General features: G+C 64.4%; 25 protein-coding genes. 16 read left to right on the plus strand and 9 right to left on the minus strand.

Features of this window, described 5'->3' with window-relative positions; genetic code table 11:
• Positions 1 to 523 precede the first annotated feature (523 nt).
• From HL671_RS16130 to HL671_RS16145, 4 genes are all read right to left on the minus strand, one after another.
• Positions 524 to 1,207: an acyl-homoserine-lactone synthase gene (locus HL671_RS16130; RefSeq protein WP_012046923.1), complete on the minus strand. Its 684-nt coding sequence runs from the start codon at positions 1,205 to 1,207 to the stop codon at positions 524 to 526.
• A gap of 81 nt (positions 1,208 to 1,288) precedes the next feature.
• Positions 1,289 to 2,023 (minus strand): helix-turn-helix transcriptional regulator, encoded by a 735-nt coding sequence (locus HL671_RS16135; protein WP_041751056.1) that lies wholly within the window; start codon positions 2,021 to 2,023, stop codon positions 1,289 to 1,291.
• Positions 2,024 to 2,180: 157 nt separating this feature from the next.
• Positions 2,181 to 2,978, minus strand: a complete 798-nt coding sequence (locus tag HL671_RS16140; protein ID WP_172236985.1) for an enoyl-CoA hydratase/isomerase family protein — start codon at positions 2,976 to 2,978, stop codon at positions 2,181 to 2,183.
• 88 nt (positions 2,979 to 3,066) lie between these two features.
• Positions 3,067 to 3,246 (minus strand): hypothetical protein, encoded by a 180-nt coding sequence (locus HL671_RS16145; protein WP_172236986.1) that lies wholly within the window; start codon positions 3,244 to 3,246, stop codon positions 3,067 to 3,069.
• A gap of 692 nt (positions 3,247 to 3,938) precedes the next feature.
• Between HL671_RS16145 and HL671_RS16150 the strand changes: the two genes are divergently transcribed.
• The 4 genes from HL671_RS16150 (at position 3,939) to HL671_RS16165 (ending at position 6,680) form a co-directional block, all read left to right on the plus strand.
• Positions 3,939 to 4,607, plus strand: a complete 669-nt coding sequence (locus tag HL671_RS16150; protein WP_012046920.1) for a Crp/Fnr family transcriptional regulator — start codon at positions 3,939 to 3,941, stop codon at positions 4,605 to 4,607.
• Between the two features lie 19 nt (positions 4,608 to 4,626).
• Entirely contained in the window at positions 4,627 to 5,511 is an 885-nt protein-coding gene (locus HL671_RS16155; RefSeq protein ID WP_012046919.1) for a DUF6537 domain-containing protein, read from the plus strand.
• 306 nt (positions 5,512 to 5,817) lie between these two features.
• The gene (locus tag HL671_RS16160; protein WP_012046918.1) at positions 5,818 to 6,168 is read left to right on the plus strand and encodes a DUF3307 domain-containing protein; all 351 of its coding nucleotides are present in this window, start codon (positions 5,818 to 5,820) and stop codon (positions 6,166 to 6,168) included.
• A 125-nt stretch (positions 6,169 to 6,293) separates the two neighbouring features.
• Positions 6,294 to 6,680, plus strand: a complete 387-nt coding sequence (locus tag HL671_RS16165; protein ID WP_012046917.1) for a hypothetical protein — start codon at positions 6,294 to 6,296, stop codon at positions 6,678 to 6,680.
• Positions 6,681 to 6,698: 18 nt separating this feature from the next.
• Here HL671_RS16165 and HL671_RS16170 read toward each other — a convergent pair whose 3' ends face one another.
• Positions 6,699 to 7,019, minus strand: a complete 321-nt coding sequence (locus HL671_RS16170) for a YkgJ family cysteine cluster protein (protein WP_172236987.1) — start codon at positions 7,017 to 7,019, stop codon at positions 6,699 to 6,701.
• Complete coding sequence (locus HL671_RS16175) at positions 7,012 to 7,710, minus strand: helix-turn-helix transcriptional regulator (RefSeq protein ID WP_012046915.1); 699 nt, start codon at positions 7,708 to 7,710, stop codon at positions 7,012 to 7,014. The genes HL671_RS16170 and HL671_RS16175 overlap by 8 nt, the downstream gene beginning before the upstream one ends.
• Positions 7,711 to 7,927: 217 nt before the next feature.
• On the opposite strand from HL671_RS16175, the gene HL671_RS16180 reads away from it, so the two are divergent.
• Positions 7,928 to 8,656 (plus strand): glutathione S-transferase family protein, encoded by a 729-nt coding sequence (locus HL671_RS16180; protein WP_172236988.1) that lies wholly within the window; start codon positions 7,928 to 7,930, stop codon positions 8,654 to 8,656.
• Position 8,657: 1 nt separating this feature from the next.
• Here HL671_RS16180 and HL671_RS16185 read toward each other — a convergent pair whose 3' ends face one another.
• Positions 8,658 to 9,290 carry a pyridoxamine 5'-phosphate oxidase family protein gene (locus tag HL671_RS16185; protein ID WP_012046912.1) on the minus strand — a complete coding sequence of 211 codons (633 nt, stop codon included), beginning with the start codon at positions 9,288 to 9,290 and terminating at the stop codon, positions 8,658 to 8,660.
• 120 nt (positions 9,291 to 9,410) lie between these two features.
• Between HL671_RS16185 and HL671_RS16190 the strand changes: the two genes are divergently transcribed.
• Positions 9,411 to 10,295 (plus strand): LysR family transcriptional regulator, encoded by an 885-nt coding sequence (locus HL671_RS16190; protein WP_172236989.1) that lies wholly within the window; start codon positions 9,411 to 9,413, stop codon positions 10,293 to 10,295.
• Between the two features lie 5 nt (positions 10,296 to 10,300).
• On the opposite strand, the gene HL671_RS16195 is transcribed toward HL671_RS16190, so the two are convergent.
• On the minus strand, positions 10,301 to 10,714 hold the full coding sequence (locus HL671_RS16195) for a PaaI family thioesterase (protein WP_012046910.1): 414 nt from the start codon (positions 10,712 to 10,714) through the stop codon (positions 10,301 to 10,303).
• A gap of 412 nt (positions 10,715 to 11,126) precedes the next feature.
• On the opposite strand from HL671_RS16195, the gene HL671_RS16200 reads away from it, so the two are divergent.
• The 4 genes from HL671_RS16200 to HL671_RS16215 all read left to right on the plus strand — a co-directional run bounded on the left by HL671_RS16200 (position 11,127) and on the right by HL671_RS16215 (position 14,705).
• Positions 11,127 to 12,143 (plus strand): TRAP transporter substrate-binding protein, encoded by a 1,017-nt coding sequence (locus tag HL671_RS16200; RefSeq protein ID WP_012046909.1) that lies wholly within the window; start codon positions 11,127 to 11,129, stop codon positions 12,141 to 12,143.
• A gap of 250 nt (positions 12,144 to 12,393) precedes the next feature.
• Positions 12,394 to 12,903, plus strand: coding sequence for a TRAP transporter small permease (locus HL671_RS16205; protein ID WP_012046908.1), 510 nt, complete (start codon positions 12,394 to 12,396; stop codon positions 12,901 to 12,903).
• 6 nt (positions 12,904 to 12,909) lie between these two features.
• Positions 12,910 to 14,229 (plus strand): TRAP transporter large permease, encoded by a 1,320-nt coding sequence (locus tag HL671_RS16210; RefSeq protein WP_012046907.1) that lies wholly within the window; start codon positions 12,910 to 12,912, stop codon positions 14,227 to 14,229.
• Entirely contained in the window at positions 14,226 to 14,705 is a 480-nt protein-coding gene (locus HL671_RS16215; RefSeq protein WP_172236990.1) for a DUF3237 domain-containing protein, read from the plus strand. The genes HL671_RS16210 and HL671_RS16215 overlap by 4 nt, the downstream gene beginning before the upstream one ends.
• 235 nt (positions 14,706 to 14,940) lie before the next feature.
• On the opposite strand, the gene HL671_RS16220 is transcribed toward HL671_RS16215, so the two are convergent.
• Positions 14,941 to 15,300: a hypothetical protein gene (locus HL671_RS16220; RefSeq protein WP_012046905.1), complete on the minus strand. Its 360-nt coding sequence runs from the start codon at positions 15,298 to 15,300 to the stop codon at positions 14,941 to 14,943.
• 427 nt (positions 15,301 to 15,727) lie between these two features.
• Between HL671_RS16220 and HL671_RS16225 the strand changes: the two genes are divergently transcribed.
• The 6 genes from HL671_RS16225 to HL671_RS16250 all read left to right on the plus strand — a co-directional run bounded on the left by HL671_RS16225 (position 15,728) and on the right by HL671_RS16250 (position 22,126).
• Positions 15,728 to 16,531, plus strand: coding sequence for a crotonase/enoyl-CoA hydratase family protein (locus HL671_RS16225; protein ID WP_012046904.1), 804 nt, complete (start codon positions 15,728 to 15,730; stop codon positions 16,529 to 16,531).
• Position 16,532: 1 nt separating this feature from the next.
• Entirely contained in the window at positions 16,533 to 18,434 is a 1,902-nt protein-coding gene (locus HL671_RS16230) for a feruloyl-CoA synthase (RefSeq protein ID WP_172236991.1), read from the plus strand.
• Between the two features lie 25 nt (positions 18,435 to 18,459).
• A complete protein-coding gene (locus tag HL671_RS16235; protein ID WP_012046902.1) occupies positions 18,460 to 19,224 on the plus strand; it encodes an SDR family NAD(P)-dependent oxidoreductase in 765 nt (254 codons plus the stop codon).
• Between the two features lie 221 nt (positions 19,225 to 19,445).
• Positions 19,446 to 19,865, plus strand: a complete 420-nt coding sequence (locus HL671_RS16240; RefSeq protein WP_012046901.1) for an acyl-CoA thioesterase — start codon at positions 19,446 to 19,448, stop codon at positions 19,863 to 19,865.
• A gap of 214 nt (positions 19,866 to 20,079) precedes the next feature.
• Entirely contained in the window at positions 20,080 to 21,225 is a 1,146-nt protein-coding gene (locus HL671_RS16245) for an ABC transporter substrate-binding protein (protein ID WP_012046900.1), read from the plus strand.
• A gap of 94 nt (positions 21,226 to 21,319) precedes the next feature.
• The gene (locus HL671_RS16250; RefSeq protein WP_172236992.1) at positions 21,320 to 22,126 is read left to right on the plus strand and encodes a shikimate dehydrogenase family protein; all 807 of its coding nucleotides are present in this window, start codon (positions 21,320 to 21,322) and stop codon (positions 22,124 to 22,126) included.
• The last annotated feature ends 21 nt before the right edge of the window (positions 22,127 to 22,147 follow it).

Genomic DNA, 22,147 nt, shown 5'->3' on the forward strand with positions numbered 1-22,147 from the left:
CCCCGGATCAAATGCACTGTGCGCGGCGGCTTGGCGGCAGCGAACTTGAGCCGTGCATTCGGGCCGAGGCGACCAGGCTTATCGCCTCCGGCCAGCTGTGGATCGGGCCACATGTTCAAACTGCATCTAAATCAATGGCTTGATAATCAGCCGGAGATAGGCTCGCTCTCGATCGGCGGGCGATGGGATATGAAACTTGGCTGCGAGCCGCTAATTGTTGGTGTTGGTTGACGGGGGCGAACATTTTTCCTTGAGTTCATGGGCCTCCAGCAACGATATTGACAAAATCCTTTCTAACATTTTGAGTTGCATCGCGCGAGCGTCGACAATGCAAAATTGCAGACGCTCAATGATCTTCTCGATTGAAGGTTCAGTCACGGCTCAAAACCTGAAGTGTCAGCTATGGATTCTATGAACACGCCGTCCAACCTTTACGCCCTGGAGGTGGATGAGGCGACGATCCTAGGTCACCGTCTCCTGAAGGCCTTCCACAAGCTGAGGCTGACGCGGCACCGTGAACAACTCATTGCGCTGGCTGAAAGGCTGGCGGAAGATGAAGAAAGATATCCGGCAGGGCCTGGCGGCTGACGCCTTCGAGTCCCTGCCAGGTCAGGGTCGGACGGGTGAGGCCGATCTGGCTGCACAGCGACTTCCAGGTGCTCTCATCGCAATCGACAAGGACGGCCATGACGGCCATGCCGTCCATCATATGCGGCACTCCCAAGGGCTTCGCCTTCCAGCCGCATTTTTCGAAGCGGGGCAGCCACCAGGTTTCGAGGACGATCGAAAAACCGGTCAGCCCGATCGAGATGCCATATTCCATGATCGCGGTGAGCAGCAGCAGATCAATCCGTGGGCCGGCATGCTCGCCACGGCGTTCGGGGATGACAAAGATGCGCGACAGCTCATAGACGTCCGGGCGCTGGATCGGTCCGCGCAGATTGAGATAGGGAAAGATGTCGCTCATCAGCGTCGGCACCATTGTCGGCACCGCGCGCATCGAGCCGATCAGTTGGCCCTTGTCGATACAGAACAGATAGACCGAATCTTCGGTGTCGAATTGATCGATCTCGCGCCCGTCCGGACGATCGAGCGCCATCCATTTGCGTTGCTTGACATAGATCTCGTGACGCAGCCGGTAGTATGGATCAAAGTATTTCTCGTAGAGCGCGCGATTATCTCTGCGAACGACATGAATCTCAGGCATTGAAACCCCCGGTCGTCTGGAGCGGTTGGGGCCTGCAGATTGCCGATGTCCAATGATTGTTCCAGTGGCAAAAACGCCAGATCAGATCGTGATCTCGCCGTTGACAAGGGCGGTCGCAACAGTCGCCGTCTTGTTCTTGGTCTCCAGCTTGCGCTGGGCTTCTTCGAGATGCCAGCGAACGTTCCGCTCCGACACACCGAGGATGCGTGCGGTTTCCCACGCTGTCTTGCCACGCGCTGCCCAGCTCAGCACTTCGGCTTCGATCCTTGACAGGCGCCGGCTCTGCCCCCCCGACGTTGCACGCGCGAGGGCGCGGAGCCTCGAATGGGTAAAGATGCTGATCAGGTGGAGCGCGCCTCGGGCATCCGGCGCGAGATTGGGCCGCTCGCCCGCAAGGCTGACCGCGCCAACCGCATCGTCATAGTGGATGGGCACGCAGAAGCCTTCGTTCAATCGGAAGTCGCGCGCACGCGTCATCACCTCATGCGCCCCCGGCTCATCGTTGCGGTCATAGGGCGCTTCCGACCATGCGAATGGATTCAGAGTCGAGAGGCAGTGCCGCGGTATAGGATCGTAGCGGTGGAACTGCTCTCGGGCATACAGGTCGAACCATTCGCTCGGCCAGCCATTGGCCAGGATCGTATGCTGCAGCGACTGCCCGGGGGCCGGCACGCCGGCCATGATGTAAGCGTGGAAACCCAGGTCGCCGATCATCTTCTCGAATTGGGAGAGCACGCTTGCGCTGGTCTTCGATGCTTCGATCGCATCGACATAGTCCAGAGCACGTCGCCCCCAATATGCATCTATCACTTGCATGTGAAAGTCTCCGCCCGAAGCCAAGCTAGCCGCGCGCAAAAGGCTGTCAACCGCAAATTGGAGCTTTGTTGCGATAGTTCGTTGAACGTGTGTCAGCACACCGTCTGGATACAGTAGGATGCATGCAAAATGCAGAAGGTCTGCGAGTACATTGCGCTCAGAATCGTGGCCTTCTCTTCTCTGCAAACGATTTCATTCCCTCCTTTATTTCTTCTCCTTCCATGCTGTCCTGGTGTCTGCGGCGGGCTGCCGCCTCGTCGAGGGTCCCGCGGGCAAAGTCGTTGATAGCTCGCTTCATGCCGCGCATCGCGAGCGGGGCATTCGCGGCCAGCAGCGTTGCTAAGCGGCCAACCTCCGCATCGAGCGCGTCGCTTGCGACCATGCTGGTGAGATAGCCGATGCGCAGCATCTCCGCCGCGCCGATCTTCTCTGCCGTGAGGAAGAGGCGCTTGGCGTTGTCGATGCCGAGCCGGGAGACGTAGCGCTTGATGCCGTTCGGGTAGTAGTGCAGCCCGAGCCGCGCGGCCGGCATGAACATCTCGGCCGCGTCGATCCCGATGCGAAAATCGCATGCCAGCGCCAGGTCGGTCGATCCGCCATAGACCCCGCCATTGAGCCGGCAGATCGTCGGCAGGGCCAGATCCTCCAGCCGATCGACGACGCTCTCGAAGGACGGGCCCGTGCCGCCGGCTGGGCTCGTCTCGGCTGCGCCACCGATCGCGCCAAGGTCGTAGCCGGCGCTGAAGGCGCGTCCTGTGCCGGTCAGGACGAGGACGCGCAGGCTGGGATCGGCTTCGACGCGATCGAACAGGGCGATCAGGGCACCGAGATCTTCCGGCTGCAGACGGTTGAGATGTCGGGGGCGATTGAGCCGGATCGTGGCGCGCGCACCATCGATGGTCAGCACCGGCGTGCTCGGCGCCTCCGCGGCTTCCTCGGTCCGTTGGTGGGTCATGTCCTGTGCTCCATGGCGCGGCGTTGGTCTTCGGCGTCGATGCTCTGCAATAGATCCGGGTGGCGCGCCAGAGCGAGAATGGCGGTCCTCAACCGAAGCTGCCGAGGCCCGAGATCATCAGCATGGCGGCGACGACCGGGACCAGCGGCAGGACCGGCAGCAGGTCGCCAGACCTGTCGTGGCCCCGGTCACCACGGCCCACCACAGCGCGGAGGAATCGCGCCGCCGCACCATCAGGAAAGCCGCGAGCACCGACACGAGTGAGCATGATTCCACGACGAGCCCCGCCGCGGGCGGGGATCGCCGGGGACGATCTTGGCGATCCCGGTCTCCGCGAACAGCCATCCGCGACGTGGGGCACGCCTCAGCCGAGTACCACCGGTGCGGCGACCCCGGAGATCGTGTCGAGCAGGCCGTGCCCAGACCCGAGACACGCCGCGAGACGGCTGATCCGGGCGGCCTGGTGAACCCCGGCAGCCCGTTGGACGACAAAACAGCAGGGCATTTCCAGGGCAGGGCGATGATCCAGCGACCGGCGGGAGTCCACTGTCAGCCGGACCATGGCCGATCATTCCGAGCGCAACGGCCAGGGACCTCGCCCGCGCCAGGTGTCGTCTGTGTCTGTCGTCCGGTCGTCACGGCAAAGCGGGCCTTCAAGCCCAGGATGGGCTGCGGTTAGGCCATCGGCGGTGGGCGCCTGTCGCGGATCGAGCACTGCGGGGACATGGCGGCAAAGTGCTCTCAGCAGGGAAGGCCGGTCAACGATGCCAGGGGCTCGGCCGGGGGAGGCCGACCTCACGCCAGCATCGGCGGTGGGAATTTTTTCGTCCTGACTCGAATACCGGTTCAAACGTCGTCTGTTCGCCGTATATCACAAGTGGGCATTGACACGCTAAATTCGCCATGGAGGCCGGAACCAACTCGCCCGTCCTCCTGCATCCAAGAGTCTGGTTGATCCCGATGGATACCTCTCACCTGGTCGAACATGCAGGCGCCGCAGGCAGCCTCTTCGCGTCGATCTTCGTGGTCGCGACGCTGTCGATGCGGACGATGATCCCGCTGCGGGTCTTTGCCATCCTGACCAATGTCGTACTGATCGCGACGGCGTTGCCGATGCACAATTATCCCGTGCTGGTGCTGCACGGGGTGCTGCTGCCGCTCAACAGCTATCGCCTGCACCAGATGCTGCAGCTGGTTCGCGACGTGAAGCAGTCGGTCAACAGCGACCTGTCCATGGAGTGGCTGAAGCCCTTCATGACCGAACGCAAATGCGCGAGCGGTGAGGTGCTGTTCTACAAGGACGAGAAGGCTGACAGCATGTACTACATCGTCAGTGGCCGCTTCCGTCTGGTTGAATCCGGAATCGAGCTGCCGGTCGGGGCGATTGTGGGCGAGTTCGGCATGATATCGCCGTCCAATACGCGCACGCAGACGCTGGAATGCGTCGAAGGCGGGCTCGTGCTGTCGGTATCCTACGATCAGGTTGAGCAGCTCTACGTCCAGAACCCCGCCTTCGCGTTCTATTTCCTGCGATTGGCCAGCGCCCGGCTGTTCCAGAACATCGAGACCCTGGAGCGGCGGCTGGCGCAGCAATCTGCCGCACCGGCGGTGGTCGCCAAATCGGCGTGACCGGGGAGCGCTGACAGCCGTGGAAAGTGTCCGGTCCTCGCTGCGATATTTGTTTGCCGACATCATCGGCGACGCGGATGGCGAGCCGCCTTTCCTGCCGGCTGGCCTGCCGGACGCCGCCGCTGCCGCCGTCAGCGACGGCATTCATCTGCTGATGGACTATCAGGGCGCGCGTTACGCCCAGCTTTATGTTGATCGCCTCCAGCGCTTTGTGCGCCGATCGAACGTCGATGCCGCCGCGCTGTGCCGAATCGCACAGCTCCTGGCCGCACGCATGGCCTATGAGGATCCGATCCGCATCGCCCAGCTCAGATTGGCCGAACTGGAGGCGGGGCGGGCGATCCGCGGCCGCGACGGCGATGATCTCCGGCGGTTCCGGCTCGACGAACTGATCGGCGTGCTGCCACAGGCGCTTGCCGATTCGCTGCTCACGGGATTCGAGCAGATCGGATGGCTGGGGCGGCGCCGGCTCAAGGTCCGGTTCTCGACCCGGTCGCGTCTCGCGGTGCGTCGCCTGCGTATGATGGCGGGGCTGCGGCGCTGGCGGTTGCAGTCGGTGCGCTATGCCGAGGAGCGCGTCTGGGCCGAGCGGTGGCTCCACATGATCGCGCGTGCGCTGGACAAGCAGCCTGCTGCGGCGAGCGCTGTGATCGAGACAGCAACCATGATCCAAGGACAGGGCGACGGCTATCGCCAGGGCCTTGCGGATTGGCATGCGATCATCGACGGCCTCGTCAAGCCGACCTTCGACGGCGTGCTACCGATCTCGGACCTCGCCGCTGCCATCGCGGAAGCGCGCGCAGCGGCGATGCCGGATCCGCGCCAAGCGGCTCTGAAGCGCGCGATCGCGCAGATCCGCGTTCAGGCGCTCTCGGTCGAAGCGAACAGCCACGCGGCGGAGTGAGTTCGGCAGTGAGTGCCGCGCGTGCGCTCTGCGAGCATCTGCTTTGGCGAGCGGGCGGTAACCTTATCCTTCGCACGAGGGTTGAGAAGGGTAGCGGAGTGCGAATTGCGGTTCCCTTTCGCGTGCAATTCGGCGGCGGAGATGTCATAAACGTTCCATACGCGTCGAATTGGCCGGGTTTTCTCAACAGATTGCGCTGAACGCCTCCAGTTCCCGGTGCGTGCAAGGTTAGTCGTAGCGAGAGCGTCAGCTTTGTCTTTACCCTCTTTGTCGTCGCAGGTTCCGGTTGGTGCGCTGGTCGGCTGGATGCTGCTGCTCACTTTCAAGCACGTCATTGCTGATTTCGTTCTGCAAAATGCGTGGATGGCCTATGGCAAGGACCAGCGGAAGGGCTGGGCGCTGCCGCTCCTGGTGCACTGCCTGATCCACCTTGCGGTCGCCATGGTGCTGATCCTGATCGTGGCGCCGAAGTTCTGGTTCGTCGCGGTGGTCGACTTCGCCATTCACATCACCGTCGATCGCCTCAAGGGCATCTGCTCGTCGCGCTGCGGCGTGACCATCGAGCATCCCTGGTTCTGGACTTTGATCGGCGTTGACCAGGCGCTGCATCATCTGACCGGCTTCGGACTGTCGATCTTCATGGCGGCCAACGGCTGACGTCGCCGAGTCCCCCTTCGCCTTGCCGACTGGGGCGGTGGCTGACGGCCTGATCTCCGTTCTCCAACATGGTTAACCAGACGTTAGCGATTCGCGTCGCATCCTCTCGGCAAGAGGATCGAGCAATGTTTGCCAGCCGTAATGCCTTCGACAGCGACGACTGCCCGGTCGGCGATGAGCTTCTTGGCGCGCTCTACCGCGCGGACGAGAACGGGCTGCCCGCTCTGGTCGAGAGCGTGTCGGCCGATGTGAGGGCGATGCTGGCGCTATTCTGTTACCGTCGCGCCCATCTGCATTCGCTGGCGCTGGCGATCGCCTCCAGCTGCAGCGAGCAGGATCTGTCGGATGCTGGCGGACGCGTCGGCGCGGCGCTCTACGCCCAATCCCGCAAGAGCGGGCGGTCAGCCCCGCTGTCCAGCCGCAAGCCGATCTCCCTGTCGACCATGCCATTGTCGCCTGTCGCGCCACTCGACGACGAGCTCGATGACGAGCTTGCGCCCGTCACAACCTGAGCCGATTGTCAGGTCAGGTCAGGTCAGGTCAGGCAGGCCGAATTTGCGCCGCGCCATGGCGCATTCAGCGTCCCCCGGCATGCAGGTCCGGCAGACCTCCGGACGGATCGCGTAGATCCGGCAGGTAACCGCTTGCGCGATCTCGCCGTCGAGGGCGCAGCAGCGATCGTCCTCGCAGCGCATTCCCGACAGCCGCTCATTGACCAGCTCGGCCGGAATCAGATCGAGCGCTGCATCCTCCTCGATTGTGAAGCGCGGCCAGTTCGACGAATAGGCGCAGCAGGCGCCACAGCTCTGACAAGAGCTGGCGTCAGTCTGATTGGACGGTTGTTCAGACATCCTTGGGAACCTCCCACACCAGGCTGCGCCGCCATTTGGCGCGCAACGCTTCGCGGCGCTCGGGGTATTTGTCGTCGAGATAGTCCGCCTCGACCACGCGGTCGGTGCGGAAGCTGCGGAAGTCGTGGCGCAGTTCGCACCACGCGGCGAGGATGCGGACCGCGTCATGATAGCCGATCGCGATCGGCCAGATCACCCGCTCGCTGTCGCGGCCCTGCTCGTCGCGATAGCGGAGCCTGATCTTGCGGCCCTCGTGAATTTGCGACCGCGTGCGTGACATGTCGATGCGATCCGGCTCGCGGCTCCAGGGCCGCGGCGCCCGGCTCGCCGGCTCCAGCACGAACGGCCGCAGCCGCTCCGGCACGGTGTCGGCGATCTTCGCCATCAGGTCCTCCGCCGCGCGCGCCAGCACCGGATCGGCATTGACCGCCACCCATTGCGCGCCGAGCACGGCGGCCTCGATCTCGTCGGGCGTCAGCATCAATGGCGGCAGATCGAAACCCTTTTCCAGGATGTAGCCCATGCCCGCCTCGCCGCGGATCGGCACGCGCTGGCCGATCAGCGTGGCGATGTCGCGATAGATCGTGCGCTTCGAGGTCTCCAGCTCGGCCGCGATCGCATCCGCCGTCAGCGGACGCCGCGTGCGTCTCAGCACCTGGATGATCTGGAACAGCCGGTCGGCGCGTCTCATGGTGTGTCCTGCGGAAGCGATCACCCCGCCGATGCTGACAGGATGCTGGCAGCAGCCTGTCCTTATACCGGGCCAACAACGAGATTGAAGGGGTGATGTCGATGATGATGCTTTATGGCCTTGGCCTTGCCACCACGCTACTGCCGCTGCTGACACCATGGTGGCAGCAGCATGTTCGTAGCCTCCGGCGTCTGCTCAGGAAGTCGGGAGTGCTGTCATGATCACGCTGTTTGGTTTGGGCGCGGGCTTCGGCCTGCCGGAGATCAGCCCCTTCGTCACCAAGACGGAGGTCCAGCTGACGATGGCGGGCCTCGCTTTTCGGAAGCAGCGCGCGATGCCGCCGGCCTCGCCCAAGGGCCAGCTGCCCTTCATCGACGATGCCGGTGAGCTGATCGCCGATTCGACCTTCATTCGTGCGCATATCGAGCACCGCTATGGTTTCGATTTCGATTCCGGCCTCGATGTGCGCGCGCGGGCGCAGGCCTGGGCGTTCGAGCGCATGATCGAGCATCATCTCTATTTCGCGCTGGTCGGCGCGCGTTGGGTCGACCCGGTGAACTTCGCCAAGGGTCCCGCGCATTTCTTCGACGGTGTGCCGGCGGACAAGCGCGAGAAGCTGCGCGAGGACGCGCAGTTTCGCGTCGCCGAGAACTATCTGATTTCCGGGCTCGGCCGCCATGCGCCGGACGAGGACGTCGATCTCGCTGCGCGCTCGCTGCGGGCGCTGTCGGTGCAGCTCGGCGACCGGCCCTATCTGATGGGCGATCGTCCCTGCGGCACCGACGCGACGGCATTTGCGGTCATCGCCGGCATCCTCACGCCATTCTTCGACTCCGAGCTTCGCCGCCGCACCGAGACCTTTGGCAATCTCGTCGCCTATGCCGACCGCATGATGGTGCAGTATTTTCCGGAGTTCGATTGGGGGCGCGCGCAGCAGGCCGCCTGAGCTAGACGGCGGGTCGGGGCTCGCCCTTCAATCGCGCCAGCTCGGCTTCGAGCTCGGCGATGCGGGTGTCGCGGACGGCAATCGCCTCCGCGACATCGGCCGCATCGAACTTCTGCGGGATGTGTTGCGGGCAGTTGGTGTCCCAGGCCTCGATCGTGAACAGGATCACCTGCTCCGGACGCGCTCTGTAGCCCGCAGGCATCAGCGACTCTGTCAGCGCGGCATCGTCCTCGACGACGCGGGCCGTGCCCCAGATCTTGACGCGACGGCGATGCGCGTAGTCCATCAGGAAAATATAGGCGCGTGGGTTCTCCGACAGATTGCCCTGCGTGATGTATTGCCGGTTGCCGCTGAAGTCGGCGAACGCCAGCGTCCGGCTGTCCAGCACCTTGAGAAAGCCCTTTGGCCCGCCGCGATGCTGGATGTAGGGCTGGCCGTCGGCCGAGGCGGTGGCGAGATAGAAGCTGGTGGCCTCGGCGAGACGGTCGGCGAGATCAGCGTCGACCTCGCGGCGAAAGCCGCGCGTCTCCGCGACACGGGCATAGCTCTCGCGCGATCCCTTGCGGGCCTGGATCGCCTTGACGGCCGGTGAGAACATGACGTCGGCGGACGTCCGGGTGGCGGTCTGGGTCATGGCAATGACTCCTTGTCGATGCGGCAATGGCTGCCGCCGTCCCGCCAATATGGTCCCGCTTGGCGTCGGAAATAATCAGGCGGGTTGACACTGGATCATTGCAGATGCTGCAATGATCGGATGGATCGCATCGACGCCATGCAGGCCTTCGTCACGGTGGCCGATCTGAACGGCTTTGCGCCGGCGGCGCGGCGGCTGAAGCTGTCGCCCTCGGCGGTGACACGCCTGATCGCCGCGCTCGAAACGCATCTCGGCGTCCGGCTGCTGCAGCGCACGACGCGCTCGGTGACGCTGACCGATGCCGGCCGGCGCTATCTCGAGCGGACCAGGCGCATCCTGGCCGATCTGGAGGAGGCGGAACTCGCCGCCGAGAGCGAGCGCCTGCAGCCGGCTGGACGGCTGGTGGTTTCGGCCCCGGTCGGCTTCGGCCGGCTCCATGTCGGTCCCGTCATGGCGGCCTATCTGAGCCGCTATGCCGAGGTCGCCGCCGAGTTGCGTCTTGAGGATCGCCAGGTCAATCTGGTGGAGGACGGCGTCGATTGTGCGGTGCGCATCGGCCATCTCGGCGATTCCTCGCTGGTGGCCCGCCAGGTCGGCAGCATGCGTCGCGTTGTCGTCGGCGCGCCTGCCTACTTCAAGGATCATGGCGAGCCACGGACGCCCGAGGCGCTCGCCAAGCACCAAACCATCCAATTCGGCGCTGCCGATGATTGGCGCTTCGCAAAGGACGGCAAGGAGCTTCGGATCGCGGTCAGCCCGCGGCTGGTCACCAACAATGCCGACACCGCGATCCAATATGCCGAGGCGGGCGGCGGCGTGACCCGCGTGATGGCCTATCAGGCGGCCGACGGCTTGCGCGGCGACCGTCTCAAGCGGGTGCTGGCGAAATATGAGCCGCCCCCGGTCCCCATCCACATCGTGTTTCCGAGCTCCCGCCTGCTCTCGGCCAAGGTGCGCGCCTTCATCGACCTGATCGCCACGACCTGTGACTGGCGGTTCGGCTGACGGCGTCACGCCGGCTTCGGCACCAGGCGGAAGGTCGCGTTCGCGCGCGCGATGACCGTGTCATCGGCCAGCACCAGGCTCTGCGCGAAGCATATGGTGCGTCCGCTCTTGATCACGTCGCTCTCGACGCTCAGCCACTGCCCGATCCCGGCGCTGCCGATGTAATCGACGGCGAGATTGATCGTGACCAGCGACACCTCCCAGCCGAGCGCCTGAGCGCAACTGTAGCCCATCGCATTGTCCGCGAGCGAGGCGATCAGGCCGCCGTGGATCAGCCCGCGCGAATTGGTGTGCGGCGTCGCGAGCCGCAGGCCGAGGATGACGGCTTTGTCGGTCTTCTTGGCGTAGAGCGGCTCCCAGGGATCGGTGAACGGGCTCTTGCGAAAATGCGGTTCGAAGCCGGCGGGAATGCTGCTCATGCGGGTCTCAGTGATGGCTGGCGATGTCCCACAGTCAACGACATCAGCGCGCGTTTTGCACCGCCTACAAAGTTTCAAACGTCTTTTGCACCTGCGTTTGAAACGGTGCATCTCAGACGCTCTGACGGACCCCGCACGATGTCGCAGGCGCCCAGCCCTCCGATGCGGCAATTTCGTCCTGTGATGGTCGGACCGTGCAATTTCGGGTGCACGACAGATCCTTAACGTGTTAATGAAATGCCGTGCGTCTTCGACTTTGGTCTGTCATACTTGGCGCAACCGAAGCGATGGGCGCGCGCATTGCGGCGTGCAGCGATGGCAGGTGTGCCGTCACGCTTGCAATGATGTTTATATGCTATAACAATGAAGCAAAGGGTCCTCGAAGGCCCACCGATGGAAGGAGACGATCTCGATGAGGAAGACGCTTCTGGCGTTGGCGCTGGCTGCCGGTGTCACCCCCGCGCTCGCGCAGGACAAGACGTTCGATCTGAAGATCTCGCATTGGGTCCCGGCCAGCCATCCGCTGCAGAAGGCGCTGGAGGATTGGGCCGCGTCGGTCGAAAAGGCCTCGGGGGGCACCATCAAGGGCAAGGTGTTCCCGGCGCAGCAGCTCGGCAAGGCCTTCGACCATTACGACATGGCCCGCGACGGCATCGCTGATGTCACTTATGTGAACCCCGGCTATCAGCCCGGCCGTTTCCCGATCATCGGCGCCGGCGAGCTGCCGTTCCTGATCTCCGACGCCAAAGGCGGCTCCGAAGGCCTCGATGCATGGTACCGCAAATATGCCGAGAAGGAGATGAAGGACGTCAAGTACTGCCTGGCCTTCGTCCACACGCCGTCCTCGCTGCATACGCGGACCAAGAAGGTCACGCTGCCCGAGGACCTCAAGGGCATGAAGATCCGCCCGGCGGATGCCACCATCGCGAATTTCGTGACGCAGCTCGGTGGCACCAATGTGCAGTCATCCGCGCCCGAAGTGCGCGATATCATCGAGCGCGGCGTTGCCGACGGCGTGTTTTTTCCGGCCGGCTCGCTGGTGCTGTTCGGCGTCGACAAGGTCACGAAATTCCACATCGACGCGCCGATGTACGTGACGACCTTTGTCTTCGTCATGAACAAGGACAAGTACAACCAGATGTCGGCGGCGCAGAAGAAGGCGATCGACGACAATTGCAACACCGAGGCCGCGGGGCGGGTCGGCGAGCCCTGGGGCAAGTTCGAGGATGCGGGCGTGGACAAGATCAAGGCCGAAGCCGGCCAGGAGGTCTACAAGCTGACGCCGGAACAGACCGCAGCCTGGAAGAAGGCCTCCGAGCCGCTGTTCAAGACCTGGGCCGACGGCGTCAAGAAGACCGGCATCGACGCCGATGCCGCCATGACCGAGCTGAAAGCTTCACTCGCCAAGTACAACGCGCTGGCGCAGTAGAGTCTTCGATAGCCAAACTGTTGCGCGGCGGACGGTGCGCTCCCTCTCCCCGTTCTTCACGGGGAGAGGGTCGGGGGGAGGGGCAGCCAAGCGCACAGACCGTGCGGAGCGCCCCCTTCACCCGGGTCGCATCTGACGATGCAATCCGGCCTCTCCCCGCAGGCGGGGAGAGGCCGGGCCAACGCGCGCTGCGCAGCAACTCGCTCCACATCTTCGAGATGCAAACCTGAATTGTTAGAACGGGGACGCCATGCAGCGCGCCTTCATGGACCGGATCATCGACGGCATCGAGTGGATCGCCGCGTTCTTCGTCGGCATCGTCGCGCTCGACATCTTCCTGTCGGTCTTGCTGCGAAACACGCTGAACTATTCGATCCCGGATTCCTTCGACATCGGGCGCATGCTGCTCGGCATCCTGATCTTCTGGGGCATCGCTGCGACATCGTATCGCGGCACCCACATCACCGTGGATCTCATCTGGGGCAATGTCGGCCCGCGCTACCAGCGCTGGATCGACATCTTTGCCACCCTGGTGCTGCTGTTCGTCGTGACGGTGCAGACCTGGACCCTGTTCGACAAGGTGCGCGGCACCTATGAGGACAACGTCCTCACCTACGACCTGCACATGCCGACCTGGCCGTTCTTCGCCATCGCCTGGATCGGTGACGTCTCGGCTGTGCTCCTGATCGCCATCCGGACCTATCGCCTGATCTTCCATCCCGAGGAGATTCATGACCCTCACGTCAAGCCCACGGAGTAGTGCCGCATGAGCACGGATGCGGTCGCAATCATCGGCTTCGTCGCGCTGTTTGCCCTGATGCTGTTGCGCGTGCCCGTCGGCATGGCGATGGGGCTCGTCGGCGTCTCCGGCTTCGCCTACCTCGTCAACGGCACGGCGGCTCTGAAGCTGGTCGGCCAGACCTCGATGCGCACGGTCACGGACTACACCTTCGGCGTGATCCCGATGTTCCTGCTGATGGGAACGTTCGTGTCCAACTCCGGCATGAGCCGCGAGCTGTTTCGCGCTGCCAACGGCTTTGTCGGCCATTTGCGGGGCGGCCTCGGCATCGCCACGGTGGCCGCCTGCGGCGGCTTTGCCGCGATCTGCGGCTCGTCGGTGGCGACCGCCGCGACCTTCTCGGCGGTGGCCTATCCGGAGATGCGCCGCTTCGGCTATCCGCAATCCTTCGCCACCGGCGTCATCGCCGCCGGCGGCACGTTAGGGGCGATGCTGCCGCCCTCCACGGTGCTCGCGGTGTATGGCATCATCACCGAGCAGGACATCGGCAAGCTGTTCATTGCCGGTATCATCCCGGGGCTCCTGGCGATGACCATGTACATGGTCACCATCACGGTGATCGGGCGCGTCAGGCCGGACTTCCTTCCCAAGGGTGAGGCGCTGCCGTGGCGCGAGCGCATCAAGGGGCTGAAGGGTATCTGGGCGCCAGTGCTGCTGTTCCTGTTCGTGATCGGCGGCCTCTACGGTCTGCCGTTCCTGCCGCGCTTCACGCCGACGGAAGCCGGCGGCGTCGGCGCCACCGGCGCCTTCCTGATCGGCCTGTTCACCGGTCGGCTCGACAAGGACAAGATCCTGGCCTCGCTGCTGCAGGCGACACGCACGGCGGCGGCCGTGTTCACGGTGCTGATCGGCGCGCTGATCTTCGGCTACTTCCTCACGGTGACGCAGACGCCGCAGAAGGTGACGGAGTTCCTCACCGGCCTCGGCCTCGGGCCCTACGGCGTGCTGGCGCTGATCATGGTGATGTATCTGGTGCTCGGCTGCCTGATGGACGCCATGGCGATGATCATCCTGACTGTGCCGATCATCTTTCCGGTGATCTCGCATCTCGGATTCGATCCGATCTGGTTCGGCGTCATCATCGTGATGACCGTCGAGCTCGGCCTGATCCACCCGCCGGTCGGCATGAACGTATTCGTGATCAAGAGCGTGGTGAAGGATGTCTCGTTCTCCACCATCTTCAAGGGCGTGCTGCCCTTCGTCGCGACCGATCTGATCCGGCTGGTGATCCTGATCGCCTTCCCGCTGCTCGCCACCTGGCTGCCGCAACAGATGATGAACCGATGACCGCGCCCGTTCTCGACACGAAGTATGTTTTCACCCTCACCGTGATGGTCGGCGACGTCACCAGCGCTGGCGAGACCGGCGTCGGCGTGCGCCGGATCATCCCGATCCATGGCGGCGAGGTGAAGGGCCCGGGCCTGAGCGGCGAGGGCGTCAGCGGCAGGATTTGCAATTTGGGCGCCGACTTCCAGGTCATCCGCCCCAACGAGCTGATCGACCTGGAGGCGAAATACGCCTTGGAAACGGATGATGGCGCGACCATCTATGTCGAGAACCGCGGCATTCGCTTCGGACCGGTCGATCTGCTGCAGAAGCTCAAGCGCGGCGAGCCCGTCGATCCCAAGCTGATCTACTTCCGGACCCAGCCACGCTTCGAGACCGGCCACGACAAGTATCGCTGGCTGATGGAGCACATCTTTGTCGGCTCCGCTGCGCGGCATCCGGATCGCGTGATCGTCGACGTGCACGTGGTGTTGTAGGCCGCGCCGTTGCGACAAACTCCGTCATTGCGAGCGCAGCGAAGCAATCCAGGGCTGTGGGCGGGATTCTGGATCGCTTCGTCGCTGCGCTCCTCGCAATGACGGTGTGGCTGTGAGATGTGACTCAATCCCCTGCTGTCGTCCCAGCGAGCGCAGGGACGAGAGCGGAGCTTGGGGGGGCGCCGTGGCGTTGAGCAAGACGATCGGGTTGCTCGAATACCGGTGAGACGTCGAACTAATCCTCGTCGTCCCAATCCGACGCCCTGCGGTAGCCGTGGTCGCAATTGCGATAGCGGTGAGCCGGCACGTAACGGTAGCCCTCGTCGCCGTAGCCGTCATACGCCGCGTCGCGATAGTGGGACCGGTATTGGTATCGCGGCTGGTAGTGGTATTGGGAGCGATAGACCGGGGCGGGCTCATACGCCTGCGCGTCCGATGCCAGCGCGCCACCGATGAGGGCTCCGACAACCAGGCCGCCGATCAGCGCCGCATTGCGGCCGTCATGGGCCTGCGCTGGCGCCGCGCCGGCGAACAGGGTTGCAGTCACAGCGAGCGCGGCGATGCCGCCTGCGATAGATTTCTTCAGCGAAACCATGATCCCCTCCATTGGGAAGTGTGGTGACGTTCTACCTTGCGCGCTTTGAAGCCATGCTGAATGCGATGTTGCCCGCCATTCATGTCCGAAAGCCGCGTCGGTCCGGCCGCACCTGCTGCCGCCTGTGTTGTTGTTAGTAGGCGGACGACGACGACGGCGTCAGTCGGCGCCTGGCCCTGCCTGCGCCCTTGGCACGTGATGCGGGCCGATCTCGGCCCGTCCCGGGCGTGATTTTGCCGCGGGAACGCCCGATCATGTCATTTGCCTTTGCGCGGTTGCGCCGTACGATGCGCCGCGCGTCGCATCGCGTAGTTCATTCCGGCGCCGCTCTTTTTGCATTGCACAACATGATATCGGAGCCCGCTTATTGACTCCTGGCAAGATCGTTATAAAACATAACTATTCTGGATAGGACACAATAGAGCCCATGGGAAACGCCGACACCGCCACGCCTGCGGGGGATCCGTCGCTGCTGCAGATCGAACAGCAGGGCGCCGTCCTGACGATCGGGCTGAATCGCCCCGCCAAGCGCAACGCGCTGAATGATGGCATCATCCTCGCCATCGGCGACTGCTTTGCCGGTCTGCCGGACGACGTTCGCGTCGTCGTCATCCACGGCCTCGGCGACAATTTCTCCTCCGGCCTGGATCTTTCCGAGCTGCGCGAGCGCGACGCTACCGAGGGCCTCGTGCATTCGCAGATGTGGCATCGCGTGTTCGACCGCATCCAATATTGCCGCGTGCCCGTGATCGCCGCGCTGAAAGGGGCGGTCATCGGCGGCGGTCTCGAACTCGCTTGTGCCGCTCATATCCGCGTCGCTGAGCCGTCCGCCTATTTCGCACTGCCCGAGGGCCAGCGCGGCATCTTCGTCGGCGGCGGTGGCTCGGTGCGGCTGCCGCGCCTGATCGGCGTCGCCCGCATGATGGACATGATGCTCACCGGCCGCGTCTACTCGGCGACCGAAGGTTCGTCCTACGGCTTCGCGCAATATCTGGTCGAAGCGGGCGCATCGATGACCAAGGCGATGGAGCTCGCTGGCAAGATTGCGAGCAACGCGCCGCTGACGAATTTCGCGGTGCTGCAGGCATTGCCGATGATTGCGGAGGCCAACCCGCAGACCGGTCTGCTGATGGAATCGCTGATGGCCACCGTCGCGCAGAGCGATCAGGAGGCCAAGCGCCGCATTCGCGCCTTCCTCGATCACAAGACAGCCAAAGTGAAGCCGACGTGACATGACCGCGCAAACAAAAACAATCACACAGGGGGGGACGGACAGCACGGCGCGGAGCGCCAGTGTTCATCCGTTGCGCGCCATCTCGTTCAACGATCCCGTCGTCAACGTCGAGCGCCGCGACGACGGCACCATCTATCTCCGGCCGACGCAGCCGCTCGGCGACTATCCGCTGCGGATTACGGACCGGCTGCATCACTTCGCAAAGACCACGCCACAGCGCGTGTTCATGGCCGAGCGCGTCGGGCCGGAAGGCTGGCGCGAGCTGAGCTACGCCACGCTGCTGGCGGCGAGCCGGCACATCGCGTCGGGGCTGCTCGCGCGCGGCCTGTCGCCCGACCGGCCGGTGATGATTCTGTCGGGCAATTCGATCGACCATGCCCTGGTCGCGTTCGGCTCGCTCTATGCCGGCGTGCCGTTCTGCCCGGTGTCACCGGCCTATTCGCTGGTATCGCGCGACTACGGCAAGCTCGCTTATCTGATGAAGCTGCTGACGCCGGGCCTCGTCTTCGTCGACGACGCCGACAAGTTCGCGGACGCGCTCATTGCCAACGTGCCTGAGGGCACCGAGATCGTGGCGTCGTTCGGGTCGGTGCCGGGCCGCAAGATCACGATGCTCGCCGATCTGATCGCCTCGCCGCTGTTTGCCGGCCTCGACGCCGTCCACGACAAGATCGGTCCGGACACGATCGCAAAATTCCTGCTCACCTCGGGCTCGACCGGCAATCCGAAGGCCGTGATCAACACCCAGCGCATGATCTGCGCCAACCAGGTGATGATCCGCGAGACGCTCGCCTTCCTGAAGGACGAGCCGCCGGTGATCATCGACTGGCTGCCTTGGAATCACACTTTCGGCGGCAACCACAATATCGGGCTGACGCTGTTCAACGGCGGCTCGATGTATCTCGACCAGGGTAAGCCGGTGCCGGGCGGCATCGAGGAGACGGTGCGAAACCTGCGCGAGATCTCGCCGACGGTCTATTTCAACGTGCCGAAGGGCTACGAGTCGCTGCTGCCCTATTTCCGCGAGGATCCGGGCCTGCGGAAGACCTTCTTCAGCCGGCTGCATGCGATGTTCTTCTCCGGCGCCGCGCTGGCGCCGCATGTCTGGAACGAGCTCGATGAGCTGTCGGTGGCCGAGACCGGCACTCGCGTGCCGATGCTGACCGGCCTGGGCTCGACGGAGACGGCGCCGTTCTTCATGTCGGTCAATCCGCGTACCAGCCGCTCCGGCCATGTCGGCCTGCCGGTGCCGGGCAACGAAGCCAAGCTCGTGCCGAACAACGGCAAGATGGAAGTGCGCGCCAAGGGGCCGAACGTCACGCCGGGCTACTGGCGCTTGCCCGAGGTCTCGGCCGCGGCGTTCGATTCCGAGGGCTACTATCAGATGGGCGACGCGCTGAAGCCCGTCGATCCCAACGATTTCAACGCTGGTTTCGATTTCGACGGCCGTGTCGCCGAGGACTTCAAGCTCGCCTCCGGCACCTGGGTCTCGGTCGGTCCGTTGCGCGCGCGCTTCGTCGCCGCCTGTGCACCGCTGGCACGCGACGTGATCATCGCCGGAATCAACCGCGACGAGATCGCCGCCATCGTCGTGCTCGATCTCGACGGCTGCCGCCTGATCAACCCGACCTTGCCGATGGACGATCTCGCCGCGACCGCGGCAGATCCGCTGATCGTCGCGGCCTTCCGCGAGCGCTTTGCCAAATTCCAGGGCACCGCGACCGGCTCCTCGACGCGGATCACGCGCGCCGTGCTGCTTGGCGTGCCGCTGTCGATCGACAAGGGCGAGGTCACCGACAAGGGCTCGATCAACCAGCGCGCCGTGCTGGAGAACCGCAAGGACCTGATCGAGCGCATCTACGCCGCGACACCGGGCGACGACATCATCCTGGCCCGCTGACCGCCGCATTCAAGGGAGAAACGACATGTTGTTGAAGGATCAGGCCGCCATCGTCACCGGCGGCGCCTCCGGCCTCGGCGCCGCCACCGCCCGCAAGCTCGCGGCGCAGGGCGCCAAGGTCGCCGTGTTCGACCTCAACGCCAAGCTGGCGGAGGAGGTTGCCGCCGAGATCAAGGGCGTGGCGGTGGTCTGCGACGTCTCGGACGCGGCCGGCGCGGAAGCCGCCGTTGCCAAGGCGGTCGAGGCGCTCGGACAGCAGCCGCGCGTGCTGGTGAACTGCGCCGGCATCGGCGTCGCCAAGCGCGTGGTCGGCCGTGACGGCCCGATGCCGCTGGCCGATTTCGAGAAGGTCATCAAGGTCAACCTGATCGGCTCCTTCAACATGCTGCGCCTTGTGACCAACGGCATGACCAAGCTGGAGCCGCAGGCAACCGGCGAGCGCGGCGTCGTCATCAACACCGCCTCGGTCGCGGCCTATGACGGCCAGATCGGACAGTCGGCCTATTCGGCGTCGAAGGGCGGCATCGTCGGCATGACCCTGCCGATCGCCCGCGAGCTCGCGCAGTTCGGCATCCGCGTGCTGACCATCGCGCCCGGCCTGTTCCTGACCCCGCTGCTCGCCAATTTGCCGCAGGAGGCCCAGGACTCGCTCGCCGCCGCGATCCCATTCCCGCGCCGGCTCGGCCAGGCCGACGAGTTCGCCGCGCTCGCGCTGCACATGGTCGAGAACGCCTATTTGAACGGCGAAGTCGTCCGCCTCGACGGCTCGCTGCGCATGGCGCCGAAGTAGGATTGAATGTTCGAATGAGTTCGGCCGCCGGCCATGAGCAGGCTCCCAGCCTCTCCCCGCGTGCGGGGAGAGGCCGGATTGCATCGGCAGATGCAATCCGGGTGAGGGGGGCTCTCCGCGAGGTCGGTGGGTGTGGTTGCCCCTCACCCCAGCCCTCTCCCCGTAAGAACGGGGAGAGGGAGCGCAATATTCTCCGCGGCTTGTAGCGAGGTTCACAATCGATGTTCGTCAACCGCCGCGACGTGCAGATCCAGTGGGGCGACTGCGATCCCGCCAATATCGTCTACTATCCGCGCTATTTCGCGATGTTCGACGACGCCACTTCGGTGATGTTCGAGGCGGCCGGCTTCTCCAAGCAGGACATCGTCCGCCGTTACGGCCTGGTCGGCATTCCCATGGTGGACACACGGGCCAAGTTCTACATCCCCTCGACCTATGGCGACTGGATCACGATCGAGAGCCGGATCGAGAGCATCAAGCGCTCCTCGTTCGACGTCACCCACAAGGTGTTCAAGGGCGAGGCGCTGGCCATTGAAGGGTTCGAGACCCGGGTGTTGGTCGGGCGCGATCCGGCCGATCCGGACAAGCTGAAATCGGCGCCTTTTCCCGAGGAGATGCGGAGCAAGTTTCTTGGAGGGTGAGGCGCTGCAACAGGTGCGACATGCGGCCGTCTTAAGGATGAATCTCTGTCGTGCTTTGGTCGACTGGTGAGACGTGATCTTCTCGTGTTCAATGCCAGGATCACGTTTGGACACATATCGGCCGGCCGAGATCGAAGGCGCCCTGGATCAGGGCGGGACTGCAAACAGGATCGGCGGATCACGAGCTGAACCGAAAAGATTGAGGGAGGATTGAATGAGAAAGGCCTATCTGGCGGCGGCAGGCGTCATCGCGATGCTAGCCTCTGCGCCGGCGCTGGCGCAGACCAGCGAAATCACCATCGGCATCACCACCACCACCACGGGCCCGGGCGCCGCGCTTGGCATTCCCGAGCGCAATGCGCTTGAATTCGTGCCGAAGGAGATCGGCGGCGTGCCGCTGAAGGTGATCGTGCTGGATGACGGCGGCGATCCGACCACGGCGACCACCAACGCGCGGCGCTTCGTGACCGAGTCCAAGGCCGACATCATCATGGGCTCGGCGCTGACGCCGCCGACGATCGCGGTGTCCAACGTCGCCAACGAAGCCGGGATTCCGCATTTCGGCCTGGCGCCGTTCCCGGTCACGCCGGAGCGGATGAAGTGGTCGGTGGTGATGCCGCAGCCGGTGCCGATCATGGGCAAGGTGCTCTACGAGCACATGAAGGCGCACAACATCAAGACCGTCGGCTATATCGGCTATTCCGACTCCTACGGCGATCTCTGGTTCAACGATCTCAAGAACCAGGGCGTGCCGATGGGCATCACCATCGTCGACGAGGAGCGTTTTGCCCGCCCCGACACGTCCGTCACCGGGCAGGTGCTCAAGCTGGTCGCCGCCAATCCGGATGCGATCCTGGTCGGCGCCTCCGGCACCGCGGCCGCGCTGCCGCAGACCGAACTGCGCGAGCGCGGCTATCAGGGCCTGATCTATCAGACCCACGGCGCGGCGAGCATGGATTTCATCCGCATCGCCGGCAAGGCGGCAGAGGGCGTGATCATGGCCTCGGGTCCGGTGATGTCGCCGGAAACCCAGGACGACAGCGCGCTCACCAAGAAGCCCGGCCTCGAGCTCAACAAGGCCTATGAGGGCAAGTATGGCCCGAACAGCCGCAGCCAGTTCGCCGGCCATTCCTATGACGCGTTCGAGATCCTCAAGCGCGTGATCCCGGTGGCACTGAAGACCGCCAAGCCCGGCACGCCGGAGTTCCGCGAGGCCATCCGCCAGGCGCTGCTCTCCGAAAAGGACCTGGCGGCCTCCCAGGGCGTCTACAACTTCACCGAAAAGGACCGCTCCGGCCTCGACGACCGCGCCCGCATCATCCTGACCGTGAAGGACGGCAAATACGTCCCCGCGAAATAAGTCGCGCGAACCATGGCAAGATCAGAAAGGCCGGCTCTGTGAGCCGGCCTTTCGGCTATGAGGACCATGATTTTTTGGTTCACGGAGGCCCTGCATGATTCCCGCCCCCACCGGAGCGACCCGGCTCCACATCATCATCGGTGATCCGATCGCGCAGGTGCGCGCTCCGGCCGGCGTCAGCCGGGCCTTTGCGGAGCGTGGCAGCGATGCGATCCTCGTCCCAGTCCAGGTCGCACCAGTTGATCTCGCCGGCTTCCTCGCGACGGCGACGCGCGTGAAGAATCTCGATGGCATCGTCGCGACCATCCCGCACAAATTCGCCTGCTACCGCGCCTGCGCCACCGCCACCGAGCGTGCGCATTTCATCGGCGCGGTCAACCTGATGCGGCGCAGCCCCGATGGCGGCTGGCATGGCGACATGGTCGATGGCCTGGGCTTCGTCGGTGCTGCGCGGGCCAAGGGCTTTGATCCGAACGGCACCCGCGCGCTGCAGATCGGCGCCGGCGGCGCCGGATCGGCGATTGCGCTGGCGCTGATCGATGCGGGCGTGCGTGAGCTCGCGATTCACGACAGCGACGCCGGGCGGCGTGATGCGCTGATCGCGCGCCTCAATGAGCGCGGCAGGGGCCGGGCGCTGATCGGCGCCATGGATGCAACCGGATTCGACTTGGTGGCGAACGCGACGCCGGCCGGCATGCAGCCGGGCGATCCCCTGCCGGTCGACATGGCCACGGTGAGCCCGTCAGCCTATTGCGGCTGCGTGATCACGCGTCCCGAGGTCTCGCCGTTCATCGCCGCCGCGCGTGAGCGCGGCTGCCTGACGGCGACAGGTACGGACATGTACCGGGCGCTGGAGCGCGTAATGGTCGACTTCCTGTTGTCGCGACAGCCGCCATCCTGAGACGGCGCCTCCCGCTTCACA

This window comes from Bradyrhizobium denitrificans (assembly GCF_013179005.1).
GTDB classification, from domain to species: domain Bacteria; phylum Pseudomonadota; class Alphaproteobacteria; order Rhizobiales; family Xanthobacteraceae; genus Bradyrhizobium; species Bradyrhizobium denitrificans.